Consider the following 12,757-nt stretch of genomic DNA (forward strand, 5'->3'; position numbering starts at 1 on the left):
GCCTATATAAAACCAAAGTTGTTGCAATGCGATTGTGGCTAGGCGTGGCGGCGAAGACAGTACGCCAGTACTGTGAGAACACAGGGCCGTCACCACGACGCCACGGTCGCATTTCAACAACTTTAAGCGGCGACTGCGGGATGCTTGGCTTGATAGTCTTGAACAGCCGCTTTGATCGCGTCTTCTGCCAGGATCGAGCAGTGAATCTTGACCGGTGGCAGTGCCAGTTCTTCGGCAATTTGCGTGTTCTTGATGGCCAGCGCCTGGTCGAGGGTTTTGCCCTTGACCCATTCAGTCACCAGCGAGCTCGAGGCGATGGCCGAACCGCAGCCGTACGTCTTGAATTTCGCATCTTCGATCAGGCCATCGGCGCCAACCTTGATTTGCAGTTTCATCACGTCGCCGCACGCTGGCGCGCCGACCATGCCGGTACCGATGCTGTCATCGCCCTTGTCGAAAGCTCCGACGTTGCGTGGGTTTTCGTAGTGGTCCAGTACTTTTTCCGAGTAAGCCATTTTGTTGCTCCTGTATCTTTTAGGTGATTCGTACGTAGCGCGCAGCGTGATTAGTGCGCGGCCCACTGGATCGAGCTGATGTCGATCCCTTCCTTGAACATGTCCCACAGCGGCGACAGTTCACGCAACTTGCCGACTTTCGACTTCATCAGTTCGATGGCGAAGTCGATGTCTTCTTCGGTCGTGAAACGGCCGATGGTAAAGCGAATCGAGCTGTGCGCCAGTTCGTCGCTGCGGCCCAGGGCGCGCAGCACGTACGACGGCTCCAGGCTGGCCGAGGTGCAGGCCGAACCCGACGACACGGCCAGGTCTTTCACGGCCATGATCAGCGACTCGCCCTCGACGTAGTTGAAGCTGACGTTGAGATTGTGCGGCACGCGGTGTTCCATGTCGCCGTTGATATAGGTTTCTTCGATTTCCTGCAGGCCGGTGGCCAGGCGGTCACGCAGCGCCTTGATGCGCGAAATTTCGGTATCCATTTCCACTTTGGCCAGGCGGAACGCTTCGCCCATGCCCACGATCTGGTGGGTAGGCAAGGTGCCCGAACGCAGGCCGCGCTCGTGGCCGCCACCGTGCATTTGTGCTTCGATGCGCACGCGCGGCTTGCGGCAAACGTACAGCGCGCCCACGCCTTTCGGGCCATAGGTTTTGTGCGCGGTAAAGGTCATCAGGTCGACCTTGGTTTTTTGCAGGTCGATCACGATCTTGCCGGTCGCTTGCGCGGCGTCGCAGTGGAAGATGATGCCTTTCGAGCGGCACAGCGCGCCGATTTCGTCGATCGGCTGGATCACGCCGATTTCGTTATTCACCAGCATGACCGAAATCAGGATGGTGTCGGGACGGATGGCGGCGGTCAGCTGCTCGATGGTGATCAGGCCGTTGTCCTGCGGTTCCAGGTACGTCGCTTCGAAACCCTGGCGTTCCAGTTCGCGCACGGTGTCGAGCACAGCTTTATGCTCGGTTTTTACCGTGATGATGTGCTTGCCGCGGGTCTTGTAGAACTGCGCTGCGCCCTTGATGGCGAGGTTGTTCGACTCGGTGGCGCCGGAGGTCCAGATGATTTCGCGCGGGTCGGCATTGACCAGGGCGGCGACGTGGGCGCGCGCCTCTTCCACCGCTTTTTCAGCAGTCCAGCCGTACATATGGCTGCGCGATGCGGGATTGCCGAACTGCTCGCGCAGGTAAGGAATCATGGCATCGGCCACGCGCGGGTCGATCGGCGTGGTGGCCGAATAGTCCATATAAATAGGGAAATGCGGCGCGGTCTGGAACTTTACGGCGGCGAGATTTTTTTCTGGGGCGTTCATCTGGTAACTCCGTTCATCTTTTGTTTTTAGCCTGGCAAGCAATGCGCTCAACCCAACGCGGCCTGGTTTTCATTGCGGTGCATAACCACCACGCTTTGGTCGGCATGCTTTTGCTTCTGTTGATCGACCAGATCCTGCAACGACACGGAATCGAGGTAATCAACCATTTTTTCGTTCAGCGTGGCCCACAACTCGTGAGTCATGCAACGCACGCCACTGGCGGCATCGGCGCCGTGGCAATTTTCCTTGCCGCCACACTGGGTGGCGTCCAGCGGCTCATCGACGGCGATGATGATGTCAGCCACCGTGACCTTGTCCGCCCGGCGGGCCAGGCTGTAACCACCGCCCGGACCGCGGATAGATTCGACAATTTCGTGGCGGCGCAACTTGCCGAACAATTGCTCCAGGTACGACAGCGAAATGGCCTGGCGCTGGCTGATGCCCGATAGCGTGACCGGGCCCTTGCCTTGGCGCAAAGCCAGGTCAATCATCGCAGTCACAGCAAAACGGCCTTTAGTGGTCAGACGCATCACTACCTCGGTTCGGTTAAAATATCGACCCTGCCTGCCCCGCTCAGTGTACGTTTAAGCCTGAGTAGTTGATCGAATTAGTCAAGTATACCAAACTTTGGCGAAGCTTGCCGGTGGCCCCTCGGTTTTGGCCTGTGGCTAAGCTTTCAATAGTTGCATCGGGCTAAACAGTGCGTGCATGTCCTGGTTGGCAATAAAACTCAGGTTGTACGGATGCTCCGCCACGATCTGCGGAAACTCGTTCATTACCGGTAATTTCTTCAGCAGTTCGGCGATCTTGCCCCACAGGATCATGGTGGGCGTGGTGGCCGACTGCGCGGCCAGACCGGCCATCACGGTTTCGAAAAACGGCAGCCAGGCCTTGGCGTCTTTAACGGGCACGATATGGCTGCGGAACACCAGCGACGCGTTCAGCAACAAAAAACCCTGGCCAGTCAACTTGCGCTGCATGTCGTCCAGGGTCTGGATATGGGTGCCGGCGCCGCTGCGCGCGCGGGTCGAGACAGCCGCCATGGCGTCGCCGGCGGTATTGTCCAGCTGCAGTTGGCCATCGGCCACCAGCAGCATCTTCATGAAGTTGCGCAGCGACGTGGCCTTGTTGACCGCCTTCGACAAGCCGCCGCCCTCCTCGCTCGACCACAGGCTGCCGACGGCGCCATCCATGAAACATACGCCGGTGGCACTGAGCGCGCGCGGGTACGGCCCCTCGCCCACCAGGACATAGCGCACCTGGTCCAGCGGCAAGGCAAACGCGGCAAACAAACGGCCTTCGGTAGGCAGGTACTGGTCAACTGCCAGTTGCGGCAGGTAATCGGGCGTGGCCTTCATCACCGCCTGCAGGCCCTCGATTAACAACGGGCGCCAGGAAGCGTCGGCGCCATCGAGCGCGGCAAGGATAGAATCGGGGATGGTCATGGCTGCAAGGCAATCGGACAAAGGCGAGATTGTAACTTGCCTGCTTGCAGCTACCTAGCCATTGTTGCTTAACCAGCCACCTTCGAAGCCGGCCCGCTGCAAGCCGGTGCAGATGTATTCGTTGCCACGCATCAGGCGCCAGATAAAGTCGTGCAGGTAGTTGTCGGCCATGATGATGGCCGGCCCCTTGTCAATGCCGAAGTGGTACGGCGACACCCAGCGCACGCAGCCGCCGCGCGCGTGGTGGAACACGGTGGAAAACGAGGGTTTGAAGCCGCACTGGCGCTCCTCGTGCAAGTCCAGGGTCTGGTAGTGGCGGATGGTCGGCAGCACGATCTCGGGGGCGAATGGCAATGAAGCTGCCACTGCCCACGGCGCCAGCGTGCCGTCGTCCGGGCCGTACGGTACGCTGCGGGCGATGTAATCGTAAAATTTTCGCTGTACGCCGCCGATCTTGCGGGTGCCCGGGCCCGGGCCGTCGCAGGCCGAAATGCCCCAGTGCAGCGCATCGTACTCGGGAAAGCCGAGCGGGTTTTCAATCGCATAGCGCTGCTGGACCAACGTGGCGCGGCGGCTGTTCTCAAAATAGTCGAGGTCGTGAGCGCGCATGGGATGATCGCGGATGCCGCGCATATCGAGCCACACGTGCGACATCTGGTGGATGAAGAGCGGCCCCGCGTACAGGTACTCGATGTCGTAGACGGTTTTCCATTCGTAGGTGGTAGCCCAGGCGTCGTAGCTGTCGCGTTCGATCGGGTACGTAGGCGAGCCCAGCGCCAGCACGTACAGGATCAGCGCCTCGTCGTAACCTTCCCAATGCCAGCGCAGGAAACCTTTGCCCGGCTTCCAGCCGTGGCACAGCAGGCGCTTGCGGCGGCGCATCCATTGCCAGTCCACGCGACGGTACAGCAAGTCGCCGAGGTTGCGGATTTCGCGTTCATCGTCATCGACGCCGGTGAAGTATTCGACCACAGCCAGCACGCCGGCGATCAGCAGCGCGGTGTCGATGCTGGACAGTTCGCTGTCGCGCGCCCGTGCGCCGGTGTCCATGTCTAGAAAGTGATAGTAGAAACCCTTGTAGCCGCTGGCGGTTGGCGATTCGCTCTGCTCGCAGTTGGCGAAAAAGCGCAAGGTGGCCAGGGTGCGGGCGATGGCATCGGAACGCGGCATGAAACCGCGCTCGACGGCAATCGGGTAGCAGGTCAGCGCCATGCCAACCGCCGCGATGCTGGCGGGCCAGCCGACGCCGGCCGTCTTGTCACGCACCAGGCCGTTGGCGGGATTGGCTTCGGTGACAAAGTAGTCGAACGACTCCCTTTGCAATTGGCCCAGCAGCGCCACCGTCGCGTCATCGACTGCGAGCGGCGGGCGCTCGATACGCGGCATAGTCGTCATGTCAGGCCCGGGCAGTTGTTGTAAAACTGCATCGTGTCATACCTGTGGCCGGTGGTATGTGCCTGAACTAACGGACCAGCTTGCCCGAGTGACGCTATTCGGCATCCGGCTGCGCTGCCGGGTGCGCGCGCTGGAATGCGGGCAACGCCGCGCAGTGATCGTGGATGCGCGTGATGGTGGGATACGGCGCCAGATCGACACCGAAACGCTGGGCGGAAAACAGCTGCGGCGCCAGGCAGCAATCGGCCAGGCCGGGCTGGTCACCGTGGCAAAAGGTCCCGGTGCGCGGGTCACCGGCCAGCATGGCTTCGAGCGCTGCCATGCCGGTGCGCAGCCAGTGCTGCTGCCACGCCAGCTTGGTCTCGTCGCTTTGCTCCAGCTGGCCGGTCAGGTATTTCAGCACGCGCAGGTTGCCCAGCGGATGGGTATCGGCCGCGATGGTCAGCGCCAGCGCACGCACGCGGGCCCGGCCAGCGGGGTCTGGCGGCAGCAACGGGGCTTGCGGCCGGGTTTCGTCGAGGTACTCAAGAATGGCCAGCGACTGGGTCAGGATGGCGCCGTCATCGTCGAGCGCGGGCACCAGCCCGGCCGGGTTGATGGCGCGGTACGCCGCCTGCAACTGCTCGCCGCCACCGCGCAGCAGGTGCACCGGCAGCGCCTGGTAATCCAGCCCTTTCAGTTCGAGCGCAATACGCACCCGGTAGGCAGCCGAGCTGCGGAAATAGGTGTAGAGCTTCATCAGCTTTTTTCGCCGTAGTGGACCACGTCCTGGTCGATGGCGCCAAAGATGCTGGCGCCGTTGGCATCCATCATCTCGATCCGCACGCGGTCGCCGAACTGCAGGTATGCCGTTTGCGGCTTGCCCGTTTCAATGGTTTCGTACATGCGCACTTCGGCCAGGCAGCAATAGCCGACACCGCCGTTGGCGATGCTCGACCCGTGCAGGTTGCCCTGCTTGTTGGACACGGTGCCGGAGCCGATGATGGTGCCGGCCGCCAGCTCACGCGTGGCAGCCGCGTGCGCCACCAGTTGGGCGAAATTGAAGGTCATGTCCTCGCCGGCATTGGGCTTGCCGAACGGCTGGCCGTTCAGGTCCACCAGCAGCGGCAGGTGCAGCTTGCTGTCCTGCCAGTGCTGGCCCAGTTCGTCGCGCGTGACCGCCACCGGCGAAAAGGCGCTGGCCGCCTTCGACTGGAAGAAGCCGAAGCCCTTGGCCAGTTCGTTGGGGATCAGGTTGCGCAGCGAGACGTCGTTGACCAGCATCACCAGGCGGATTGCGGCGGCGGCATCCTCGACGGCCACGCCCATCGGCACGTCGGCGGTGATCACGGCCACTTCCGCTTCCAGGTCGATGCCCCAGTCGGTGCTGAGCGCATAAATCGGGTCGTTGGGACCGATAAAGCTGTCGGAGCCGCCCTGGTACATCAGCGGATCGGTGTAGAACGACGCCGGCACCTCGGCATTGCGCGCCTTGCGCACCAGTTCCACGTGGTTGATATAGGCAGAGCCGTCGGCCCACTGGTAGGCGCGTGGCAGCGGCGAGTGACAGGCGTGCTGGTCGAATGGCCGGGCATCGACCGCTTCGCCGGTATTGAGGATGTCGTACACCGCCTGCAGGCGCGGCGAGACCAGGTCCCAGTTGTCGAGTGCGTGTTGCAGGGTCGCGGAAATCTTGGGCACCGCTTGATAGTGCGACAGGTCGCGGCTGACTACAACCAGGCGGCCATCGCGGCTGCCGTCCTTGAGGGTGGCGAGTTTCATGCGCGGGCTCCCGGTTGGGCTGCTGCTTCTGCGGCTGTGGCTGCGGTGGCGATGGTGCTTTGGTGCATGACAGGTCTCCGTAATGTGCGCGATGGTTTCCCTGGGATTAGACGCCAATCCCAGATATCATGCAAACGAGATTTTTATCATGATTTATCAAATTTCCTTATGAATCCAAGTTTGCGCCACATGCGCGCCCTGGTGGCGCTGGCCAAGACCGGCAGCTTTACGCTGGCCGCCGAGCACCTGCACCTGACCCAGTCCGCCCTGAGCGGCCAGATCAAGGAACTGGAACAGATCCTGGGCTTGCGCGTGGTCGAGCGCACCACGCGCAAGGCGCAATTATCGGAGCTGGGACGAGAACTGACGCCGCTGTTCGAGAAAATGCTGCAAGACCTCGACCGCACCATGGCCGACATTGCCAGCCGCAAGGCGCTCAAGCAGGGCGTAGTACGGGTGGCAGCGCCGCAGATGTTGTCGTGCACCTTGCTGCCCGAGGCGATTGCCGCCTATCGCCACCTGCATCCCGACGTGCAGGTGCGGCTGGCCGACAGCCCGGTGGAGCAAGTATCGGCGCGCGTGTTCAGCGGCGAGGTGGACTTCGGCATCGGCCCCGACCGCGACACCACGGCCGACATCGCCGCTGAACCGCTGTTCGAGATGCCGTTCGTGGTGGTATTTCCCGAAGGCCACCCCTTGCAGCAGGCGCAGCACGTGACCTGGGCCGACGTCGACCGCTACCCTTTTATTGCATTGCAAGGCCAGTTTACCGAACGGCTGTTGCGCGATATGCACACTTCGTTCCGGGATTTATCGCTGCGACCAGCCAACGAAGTGACCTTCATGACTACGGCGCTGGCCATGGTCCACGCCAACCTCGGCATTACGGTCTGCCTGCCGTACGCCGAGAAAATGGTCGCGCTGTACGGCCTGCACATGCGTCAACTACAGGCGCCAGCACTGACCCGGCGCTTTTTCGTGTACACCCGCAACGCCCGCGCGCTGTCGCCGGCGGCCGACAGTTTTGTTGCGTTTCTCAAGCAATTCGTCGCCGCCCACCCATGGCAAGTATCGTTGCTGTAAAGAATATTTACATTTAATCCAATGACACACTGACAAGCGCCTGTTTATCCTGAGCCGATGAACATCCTGCATATCGACTCCTGCGTGCGCGGCGACCAGTCGCGCTCACGCCAACATACGGCCGCTACCGTGGCCGAACTGATTGCCGCCCACCCGGGCGCCCACATCATCTACCGCGACCTGGCAGCCGCGCCGCTGTCGCACGTGAGCGGCCCGCTGCTGCAAGCGATGAGCCGGCAATGGAACGCCGCCATCCCGATGCATCCCGACCTGCGTGCCGAAGTGCTGCTCAGCGCCGCGCTGCTGCAAGAGTTCATCGAGGCCGACATCGTGGTGGTCGGTGCACCCATGCACAATTATTTCGCGCCGTCGTCGCTGAAGGTGTGGCTGGACCGCTTGCTGCCTTTGCATGATCCGAGTGAAAACGATTGCATGGCTGAAATACAGGTGGTGCTGGTGACGTCCGGCGCGGACGACCCGGCCAGCGCCACGCTAATGCGACACTACGAAGAGCAGTTGCAGGCCGCCTTCGCGTCGATCGGTGTGCGACAATTACAGATCGCGCGCAGCAGCGATTTTGCCGCGCAGGCAGACCGTGCCTGACCTGCTGGCAGTGCCACAGGCGGACACACCACAGCACAGCAAGACCGACATGACAGCAGACACCATCGCCATCAACCAGAAAATGGACCAGTTCGACGGCCACCACAGCGTATGGCTGTTCGGCTACGGTTCGCTGATCTACAAGGCCGACTTTCCCTACCTGCAACGGCGCCCCGCCAGCATCGCCAACTGGACCCGGCGCTTCTGGCAAGGCTCGCACGACCACCGCGGCACGCCCGACGCGCCGGGCCGCGTAGTCACACTGATCGAAGCGCCGGGCGCCATCTGCCACGGCATGGCCTACCTGATCACGCCCGAGGTATTCGCCCATCTCGACCATCGCGAGAAGGACGGTTATTTACGGCTGGCTACGCCGATCAGTTTCGAGGATGAAGAGGCTAACAATGCATCCGAAAGCGTGCTGGGGCTCGTCTACATCGCCACGCCGGACAATCTCGCCTTCATCGGCGAAGCGTCCGAGCGCGACATCGCCGAACATATTGCCCGCTCGGCCGGCCCCAGCGGTCCCAATAGCGACTATCTGAACCACCTGGCCCACGCGCTGCGCGAACTGGGCCGCGACGATCCGCACGTGTTCGAAATCGAGCGGCACCTGGTGGAACTGGCCAGTCGGATGGCGCGGACCTGAGCGGCTAACGCCTGCGGCATCCCCGTAACCGGCCGGCACGCCGACGCAGTCCGCGCACCGTGGCCGCATCCGCGCGGCTCAGAACAAATCCAGTTGGCTGTTGTTGGCCACCCTGGCCCGCGCCCCCAGCGGCGGCACCACCAGTGGTCGCACGAATTGCGAGGCGTCCATGGTGTGGAAGCGGCTGCCCTGCCCCGTCAGCCCCAGCCGCTCGGCAGCAATCTTGAAGCGCTGCCTGATCAGGTCGGCCCACACGCCCTCACCTTTCATGCGCGTGGCGAAGTTGCTGTCGTAGTCCTTGCCGCCGCGCATGTCGCGCACGCGGTTCATCACGCGCTGGGCGCGGTCGGGAAAGTGCGCTTCCAGCCATTGATGGAACAGCGGCGCGACCTCCCACGGCAGGCGCAGCACCGTGTAGTGCGCAGAGACGGCGCCGGCGTCCTTGACCGCCGCCAGCAGGCGCTCGATTTCCGGCTCCGTCACGAACGGGATGATGGGTGCGACGCTCACGGCCACGGGTATGCCAGCGTCGGTAAGCGTGCGGATGGTGCGCAGGCGCCGGGCCGGCGCGGCGGCGCGCGGCTCCAGCGTGCGGGCGATGGCCGGATCGAGCGTGGTGAGCGTGATCGCCACGCCAGCCAGGCGCTGCGCCGCCATGGGTGCCAGGATGTCGATGTCGCGTTCGATCAGCGACGACTTGGTGATCAGTCCCACCGGGTGGTGGCACTCTTGCAGCACTTCGAGCACGCGGCGCGTGAGCTTGCGGTCGCGCTCGCACGGCTGGTAGGCGTCGGTGTTGACGCCCAGCGCGATCGATTCCGGCATGTAGCCGGACTTGGCCAGCTCGCGGCGCAGCATGTCGGGCGCGTTGACCTTGGCGAAAATCTTGCTCTCGAAGTCCATGCCCGGCGACAGGCCCAGGTAGCTGTGCGTGGGGCGGGCAAAGCAGTAAATGCAGCCATGTTCGCAACCACGATACGGATTGAGCGAGACACCGAAAGGCAAGTCCGGCGAAGCATTGCGGCTGAGGATGGACTTGCAGACCTCGTCGATGACCTGGGTTTTCCATGGTGTGGACTCCTCTTCTTCGCGTTGCCAGCCGTCGTCGTACGCCTCGCGCGCATGAACCTCGAACCTGCCCTGCAGATTGGACACGGCGCCACGTCCCTTGTGCGCCTTGAGCGACGGCGGCGGCAGCATTACATGCGATTGGTTATTTTCGTCGTGAGACATGGCTGACCTGAATACTGTATATATAAACAGTATTCTAGGCGCTCGCCCGGACCATATCAAGTTCTAAATCCATCTGTGCACCCCGCCCTGCTTTGGCGCCCCGGCACGAACTGGTATCATGCAGGGCTTCCGGGGGCCAGGCCTCCGCGCGCCTTGCGCGACTCCAACCAATTACACGCCGGAACGCCGCCAAACGCGGCGCGCCGGCATACTCACCGCGAGCAATTGATGAACACACCAAACCAACCGCTGCCGTCTTTTTTCAGCCGCATCTCGATTGCCATCGGCGCCTTTTTTCGCGCCATCTCCGATGCTGAATATGCCGCCCGCCTGACCCGCATGGATGACGCACCCGTCCCCGTTGCCGCGCCCACGCCGATGCCGGTTCCTGTACCAACCCCTGTACCTACGCCCGTCCCAGTACCCGTGCCGACGCCGCTGCCGGTACCGACCCCGGTGCCAGTACCTACGCCTGTCCCGGTACCAACGCCGGTACCCGTCACCGCGCCGGCCCCGGCTCCGGTCACCCTGCGCGTGGCCACGCCCGACGCCGCCCTGCAATTGCTGAGCCTGTTCCAGCGCGAAGCGCGCCTGATCGATTTCACCCAGGAAAACCTGTCCGCCTACTCCGACGCCGACATCGGCGCCGCCGCGCGCGTGGTGCACGAGGGTTGCAGCAAGGTGCTGCGCGAACACTTCACCATCGAAGCCGTGCGCAGCGAAGCCGAAGGCAGCCGCGTGGTGCTGGAACAAGGCTTTGATGCTGCCGCCGTGCGCCTGACCGGCAACGTGGTCGGCCAGGCGCCGTTCCGTGGCACGCTCAGCCATCGCGGCTGGCGCTCGACCGATGTGCGCCTGCCGAAACTGGCTGAAGCGCACGACGCCGCCATCCTGGCCCCAGCGGAGGTGGAACTGTGAGCGATCCACGTTACGCCATCGGCATCGACCTTGGCACCACCCACAGCGCCCTGTCCTATGTAAACCTGCAAGCGAGCGACGGCGAGAAAACCGACCACGGCGTGCTGGCGATTCCCCAGCTGACCGCACCGGGCACGGTGGAAGACCTGCCGCTGCTGCCGTCGTTCCTGTACCTGCCGCACGCCGACGAACTGGCGCCCGGCGAGAACAAGCTGCCCTGGCAGCAGAGCGACGCCGAACTGACCGGTGTGGCCGGTGAAATGGCGCGCAGCCGTGGCGCCACCACGCCGATCCGCCTGGTTTCGAGCGCCAAGAGCTGGCTGAGCCATCCCGGCGTGGACCGCCGCTCGGCGCTGCTGCCGGCCGACGCGCCGGAAGAAGTCACGCGCGTCTCGCCCTTGGCCGCCTCCACCCGCTACCTGGCCCACTTGCGCCAGGCGTGGGAACAGGCGCACCCGGAAGCGCCGTTCAACGAACAGGCGATTACCGTCACGATTCCCGCATCGTTCGACCCCGGTGCGCGCGAACTGACGGCTGAAGCGGCGCGCGCTGCCGGCTACGAAAACCTCACCCTGCTGGAAGAACCGCAAGCAGCCCTGTACAGCTGGATCCAGGGCAGCGAAGGCCGCTGGCGCAAGGAAGTCAAGCCGGGCGACATCATCCTGGTAGTTGACGTGGGCGGCGGCACCAGCGACTTTTCGCTGATCGCCGTGCTGGAACGCGACGGCGTGCTCGAACCGCACCGCATCGCGGTCGGCGACCATATCCTGCTGGGCGGCGACAATATGGACCTGGCGCTGGCGCACCTGGTGGCCCGCAAGCTGGCGGCCACTGGCACCCAGCTCGACGCCTGGCAAATGCGCGCACTGACCTACGGCAGCCGCACCGCCAAGGAAAAGCTGCTGGCCGACGCCAGCATCGAGACCTGGCCGATCGTGGTGCCAAGCCGTGGTTCGAAACTGATCGGCGGCTCGATCCGCACCGAACTCACACGCGCCGAAGTGACCACCTTCATCCTCGACGGCTTCTTCCCGACCGTTGAAGCATCGGCACGTCCGGCCGTGCGCCAGCGCGCGGGCCTGACGCAACTGGGCCTGCCGTATGCGCAGGATGCCGGCGTCACCCGCCACCTGGCCGCGTTCCTGGCACGCCAGGTGGGCGCCACCAGCGAACTGGAAGGCTATGCCGGCGCGCACAACGCCGACGCCACCTTCCTGCACCCGACCGCAGTGCTGTTCAACGGCGGCGTGTTCAAGTCCGAGCTGCTGGCCCAGCGCATCATGGCCACTCTCAACGACTGGCTGTACCTGGAAGGCGCGGAACCTGCGCGCATGCTCGGCGGCGCCGACCTCGATCTGGCGGTGGCGCGCGGCGCGGCCTATTACAGCTACGTGCGGCGCGGTACCGGTGTGCGCATCCGCGGCGGCACGGCGCGTTCTTACTATGTGGCGATCGAATCGTCGATGCCGGCCATTCCCGGCATGGAGCCGCCGATCCAGGCGCTGTGCGTGGCGCCGTTCGGCATGGAAGAAGGCAGCGAGATCGAACTGCCGAACCAGGAGTTCGGCCTGGTGGTCGGCGAGCCGGTGCAGTTCCGCTTCTTCGGCTCCTCGGTGCGCCGGCAAGACCAGATCGGCGACCTGCTCGACTTCTGGGGCCCGGACGAACTGCTCGAGATGAACGAGATCCAGGCCAATCTGTCGCCCGAAGGGCGCCAGTCCGGCGACGTGGTGCAGGTACGCCTGCACGCGATGGCCACCGAATCGGGCACGCTCGAATTGCTGGCCGTGGCCAGCGACGGCCAGCGCTGGAAGGTGGAGTTCGACGTGCGCAGCGGCGCTTAACTTT

At 63.5% G+C, this 12,757-nt stretch carries 13 protein-coding genes; 5 read left to right on the plus strand and 8 right to left on the minus strand.

Annotated elements, in window-relative coordinates; genetic code table 11:
- Window positions 1-122 precede the first annotated feature (122 nt).
- The 7 genes from iscU to F8197_RS16075 form a co-directional block, all read right to left on the minus strand.
- A complete protein-coding gene (iscU, locus tag F8197_RS16045; protein ID WP_019920391.1) occupies window positions 123-515 on the minus strand; it encodes a Fe-S cluster assembly scaffold IscU in 393 nt (130 codons plus the stop codon).
- A 50-nt stretch (window positions 516-565) separates the two neighbouring features.
- Window positions 566-1,822 carry an IscS subfamily cysteine desulfurase gene (locus tag F8197_RS16050; protein ID WP_152882695.1) on the minus strand — a complete coding sequence of 419 codons (1,257 nt, stop codon included), beginning with the start codon at window positions 1,820-1,822 and terminating at the stop codon, window positions 566-568.
- A 47-nt stretch (window positions 1,823-1,869) separates the two neighbouring features.
- On the minus strand, window positions 1,870-2,352 hold the full coding sequence (gene iscR, locus F8197_RS16055) for a Fe-S cluster assembly transcriptional regulator IscR (protein WP_026637015.1): 483 nt from the start codon (window positions 2,350-2,352) through the stop codon (window positions 1,870-1,872).
- A gap of 138 nt (window positions 2,353-2,490) precedes the next feature.
- On the minus strand, window positions 2,491-3,267 hold the full coding sequence (locus F8197_RS16060) for a uracil-DNA glycosylase (RefSeq protein WP_152882696.1): 777 nt from the start codon (window positions 3,265-3,267) through the stop codon (window positions 2,491-2,493).
- A gap of 54 nt (window positions 3,268-3,321) precedes the next feature.
- Window positions 3,322-4,653, minus strand: coding sequence for a glucoamylase family protein (locus tag F8197_RS16065; RefSeq protein ID WP_152882934.1), 1,332 nt, complete (start codon window positions 4,651-4,653; stop codon window positions 3,322-3,324).
- A 103-nt stretch (window positions 4,654-4,756) separates the two neighbouring features.
- Window positions 4,757-5,401 (minus strand): maleylacetoacetate isomerase, encoded by a 645-nt coding sequence (maiA, locus tag F8197_RS16070; RefSeq protein ID WP_152882697.1) that lies wholly within the window; start codon window positions 5,399-5,401, stop codon window positions 4,757-4,759.
- Window positions 5,401-6,423: a fumarylacetoacetate hydrolase family protein gene (locus F8197_RS16075; protein ID WP_152882698.1), complete on the minus strand. Its 1,023-nt coding sequence runs from the start codon at window positions 6,421-6,423 to the stop codon at window positions 5,401-5,403. The genes maiA and F8197_RS16075 overlap by 1 nt, the downstream gene beginning before the upstream one ends.
- A 168-nt stretch (window positions 6,424-6,591) precedes the next feature.
- Here F8197_RS16075 and F8197_RS16080 point away from each other — a divergent pair, with 168 nt between their 5' ends.
- The 3 genes from F8197_RS16080 to F8197_RS16090 are packed head-to-tail and all read left to right on the plus strand — an operon-like array spanning window position 6,592 to window position 8,758.
- The gene (locus F8197_RS16080; RefSeq protein WP_152882699.1) at window positions 6,592-7,506 is read left to right on the plus strand and encodes a LysR family transcriptional regulator; all 915 of its coding nucleotides are present in this window, start codon (window positions 6,592-6,594) and stop codon (window positions 7,504-7,506) included.
- Between the two features lie 57 nt (window positions 7,507-7,563).
- Complete coding sequence (locus tag F8197_RS16085; RefSeq protein ID WP_152882700.1) at window positions 7,564-8,109, plus strand: NAD(P)H-dependent oxidoreductase; 546 nt, start codon at window positions 7,564-7,566, stop codon at window positions 8,107-8,109.
- Between the two features lie 49 nt (window positions 8,110-8,158).
- On the plus strand, window positions 8,159-8,758 hold the full coding sequence (locus tag F8197_RS16090; RefSeq protein ID WP_152882935.1) for a gamma-glutamylcyclotransferase: 600 nt from the start codon (window positions 8,159-8,161) through the stop codon (window positions 8,756-8,758).
- Between the two features lie 78 nt (window positions 8,759-8,836).
- On the opposite strand, the gene F8197_RS16095 is transcribed toward F8197_RS16090, so the two are convergent.
- Window positions 8,837-9,991 (minus strand): PA0069 family radical SAM protein, encoded by a 1,155-nt coding sequence (locus F8197_RS16095; RefSeq protein WP_152882701.1) that lies wholly within the window; start codon window positions 9,989-9,991, stop codon window positions 8,837-8,839.
- Between the two features lie 228 nt (window positions 9,992-10,219).
- On the opposite strand from F8197_RS16095, the gene F8197_RS16100 reads away from it, so the two are divergent.
- Both F8197_RS16100 and F8197_RS16105 read left to right on the plus strand, forming a co-directional pair.
- Window positions 10,220-10,909, plus strand: coding sequence for a DUF2760 domain-containing protein (locus tag F8197_RS16100; protein WP_152882702.1), 690 nt, complete (start codon window positions 10,220-10,222; stop codon window positions 10,907-10,909).
- Entirely contained in the window at window positions 10,906-12,753 is a 1,848-nt protein-coding gene (locus F8197_RS16105) for an Hsp70 family protein (protein WP_373996893.1), read from the plus strand. The genes F8197_RS16100 and F8197_RS16105 overlap by 4 nt, the downstream gene beginning before the upstream one ends.
- Window positions 12,754-12,757: the final 4 nt, after the last annotated feature.

The organism is Duganella sp. FT27W (assembly GCF_009295655.1).
In the GTDB taxonomy this organism is placed as follows: domain Bacteria; phylum Pseudomonadota; class Gammaproteobacteria; order Burkholderiales; family Burkholderiaceae_D; genus Rugamonas; species Rugamonas zoogloeoides.